Origin of the sequence: Planktothrix sp. FACHB-1355 (assembly GCF_014748295.1) — a bacterium.
Lineage (GTDB): Bacteria > Cyanobacteriota > Cyanobacteriia > Cyanobacteriales > Aerosakkonemataceae > Aerosakkonema > Aerosakkonema funiforme_A.
Window position 1 is genome coordinate 1 of record NZ_JACJUP010001069.1, and the last position, 2,378, is coordinate 2,378.

The following is a 2,378-nucleotide window of genomic DNA, read 5'->3' on the forward strand; positions in this document are numbered from 1 at the left end:
ATTGCGTGCTTCTCTCACCGTCGCTTCATTAGGGTAAGCATAGACTACTCGCGCTCTTTGATAATCTTGATAAATACCCAATCCGTAAATTGTTCGCAAAGATTCGACGAGACGATCGAACGTGACGCCATTGATTAGATCGAATAAATCGATTTGTTCGGTGCGAATCACTCCTGGGTCTCCCCCAGTAGTGGCGATACCCGGTGCGAGGACGGAAGCTTGAAATATAAATCTGACTGCGGCGGTATCGCTTTTGCGTACTAGCAAGGTTTCGCCGCTACTCGGTCGCAGGGTGGGGTGCGCCTTAATCCAGGCGGCAACTTGGTCGGTTGTTTGACCGGGTAAGGCGTTGACTCTGGAAGTAAAAAGGCAAAAGGTAAAAGGCAAAAGAAAGATTAATTTCAATTTCATCTTTAGCGCCTCATCCTTCATGATTTTGTCGGTTCGATCGCTACTTTAATCGCTTTGCGATCGCGCATATCGCGAAACACTTGTTCTAAATCTTGCAGGGGTCGATGTTCGCTAATCAGTAATTCAAACGGTATGATGCGACGCGAGAGCAGGGAAAGTGCCTCTCGCACATAGGTTGGCGTGTTGTGAAATACACCTTTTAAAGTCAGTTCGCTGTAGTGGAGTTGTTCTGTATTTACTGTAATGGTTGTATCTCGCGGACAACCTCCAAATAAGTTAACCGTTGCACCCGGACGGGCAGTTGCGATCGCACTTTCCCACACGGCTGGCACACCCGTTGCTTCGATCACCACATCCGCACCCCATCCGTCTGTCAGTTCTTTTACCACTGCTGGGATGTCGCTAATTTGGTGATAATTGAAAGTTTGGGATGCACCCAATTTTTTGCCAATCTCTAACCTTTGGTTGTTCCCACCAAATAAAAATACGTCAACTGGATTTTGGATTGCGGATTGGTGAGCAGAATTTTCTCTGCCCCATGCCCCATGCGCCAAAACCGCTACGAACATCAACCCGATCGCACCATCTCCCAATACCACGACGCGATCTCCCGCTTTCACGTTGGAACGGGCTACCCCATGCAGCACGCACGCCAGCGGTTCTGTCATCGATGCCAGGGCGTCGGGCAAGTCATCCGGGATGGACAGGAGGTTGTGCTGTACGATCGCCGCCGGAATTTTCAAGTATTCCGCAAATGTGCCGTTATTCCAAGTTAAGTTAGGGCAGAGGGAATATTCTTGACGTTGACAAAAGAAGCAATTCATGCAAGGGGCAGAATTATTTGCCACCACTCGATCGCCCACCTGCCAACCCGAAACATTCTCCCCAACAGCCACAATCCGCCCAGATGCCTCATGACCGAACAAAGTCGGGGGTCGCAGCATTCTGGCGTGACCGCCGCGACGCCACACTTTCAGGTCAGTGCCGCAAGTGGTTGCCGCCGCAACTTGAATCACAACTTCACCTGCACCGGGAATCGGATCGGGCACAGATTCCAAGCGTAAATTTTCTTGACCGTAAAGTACAGCTGCTAACAAAACCGATCAACTTACCGCCGACAGCGGACGCGACTGCTGTTTTAGAGTATCACAATGCAGCGTCCTGATGGAAAGCAGGGATGGCACTTCCTGGTGACAGGAGGTACAAAACCAGTAGATCCCTTGAGAGCGAATGTGGCGGAGTAGGGTGCTTCCACAACAAGGACAAGTATTGCTGCGCGTATTCATCTTAATCTTGCCTCTTCATTAAAATCCGTTAATTAAATGGTTGGGGTTTTTACAAAAAAACCAACGCTAATCCAAAAGTGCTGAAAATAAAGTGTATAATTTCAAACTTAGATGCCTGTTCGTCAACTCAACCGAGTGGCAGCATTTCATCATGTTGTACTCCTTTACCTGAAAACCCTGGCGGGAGTAGCTAAGCCGACTCTAGTTGAGCCAGGTTTGGGCGATCGTCAGAAGCAAATAAAATCGCAAAGCTTAAAATTGAGCGATTTGTCTTGCTTTTTGAGGTTTTGAACGGTAAAATTAAAATCGTTCAAAGGTTAAGGTTCAAACTCAATACAGGGCTGCCAGTATATTGTTTGCCCTGCATTTGACCAGAACTCCCTTCTCCCCGTTGTACCTAAAGCGGAAGTGTTGGATCGAGTCCAGCCTTGGTTTGAATTAACCGTAAGTTTCCAGCTATTGGCAAGTTCAGTTAATTGTTTCAGCATATCCTCCTCCTGAGTTGAGCTGTCCGATCGCTTCCTGACAAGCTCGACATACTTAACTATAAAAGTCCCTCTTCCGTAGCCTCATCTATCCAGAGGCTCATACACAGATTGGTGATCTTCTATGCAAAATAAGTTTATGAACTTTTGTTTTAGCTTGATCCCCATGCCTATCTCAGTATAATTGCGTAGAGAT

The 2,378-nt window shown here is 47.6% G+C and carries 4 protein-coding genes; 1 reads left to right on the forward strand and 3 read right to left on the reverse strand.

Going from position 1 to position 2,378, the window contains the following annotated elements; translation table 11 throughout:
- The 3 genes from H6S82_RS29065 to H6S82_RS29075 all read right to left on the reverse strand — a co-directional run.
- On the reverse strand, nucleotides 1-411 hold a 411-nt coding region (locus H6S82_RS29065), incomplete at its 3' end, for a hypothetical protein (RefSeq protein ID WP_347339565.1).
- 17 nt (nucleotides 412-428) lie between these two features.
- Nucleotides 429-1,508 (reverse strand): alcohol dehydrogenase catalytic domain-containing protein, encoded by a 1,080-nt coding sequence (locus tag H6S82_RS29070; protein ID WP_190474265.1) that lies wholly within the window; start codon nucleotides 1,506-1,508, stop codon nucleotides 429-431.
- Between the two features lie 6 nt (nucleotides 1,509-1,514).
- Nucleotides 1,515-1,697 carry a hypothetical protein gene (locus tag H6S82_RS29075; RefSeq protein WP_190474264.1) on the reverse strand — a complete coding sequence of 61 codons (183 nt, stop codon included), beginning with the start codon at nucleotides 1,695-1,697 and terminating at the stop codon, nucleotides 1,515-1,517.
- A gap of 111 nt (nucleotides 1,698-1,808) precedes the next feature.
- Here H6S82_RS29075 and H6S82_RS29080 point away from each other — a divergent pair, with 111 nt between their 5' ends.
- Nucleotides 1,809-1,988, forward strand: a complete 180-nt coding sequence (locus tag H6S82_RS29080) for a hypothetical protein (RefSeq protein WP_190474262.1) — start codon at nucleotides 1,809-1,811, stop codon at nucleotides 1,986-1,988.
- The last annotated feature ends 390 nt before the right edge of the window (nucleotides 1,989-2,378 follow it).

Excerpts from the sequence above, each read along its gene's own strand:
- H6S82_RS29075 (WP_190474264.1), bottom strand. The coding sequence starts at position 1,697 with ATGAATACGCGCAGCAATACTTGTCCTTGTTGTGGAAGCACCCTACTC.
- H6S82_RS29080 (WP_190474262.1), top strand. The coding sequence starts at position 1,809 with ATGCCTGTTCGTCAACTCAACCGAGTGGCAGCATTTCATCATGTTGTA.